Below are 310 nucleotides of genomic sequence, written 5' to 3' on the forward strand. Positions count from 1 at the left end.
CATCTCGACGATGTGGATCTGGGTCGGATGCGACGCAGCGGCGGGGTTCTTGCTATGTCCTCTGAGGAGGGCTTGGCATTGTTCGATGCGGCGGTGCGTATCGACCGGCCGCAGTTGGTGCCGATGCGGGTGGATCTGGCCGGGCTGCGTCGCGCTGGCGCTGGTGGCCTGCCGCCGTTGTGGCAGGTGTTGGCCGGCGGCTCGGCCCGCCGGGCGGCGTCCACGGCCGATACGCCGGTGGGTCTGGTCGCCAGGTTGGCGGCTATGGGGGTTGAGGAGCGTCAGCGGACAGTCCTGGAACTGGTGCGGG

1 pseudogene is annotated in these 310 nt (G+C 69.7%); it reads left to right on the forward strand.

Annotation, left to right across the window (positions count from 1 at the left end):
- Positions 1-54: 54 nt before the first annotated feature.
- Positions 55-310: pseudogene (locus ACLQ2W_RS33960) on the forward strand (SDR family NAD(P)-dependent oxidoreductase); the annotation flags it as partial.

The sequence above is a fragment of the Micromonospora sp. DT227 genome, from assembly GCF_049841835.1.
In the GTDB taxonomy this organism is placed as follows: Bacteria; Actinomycetota; Actinomycetes; order Mycobacteriales; family Micromonosporaceae; genus Micromonospora.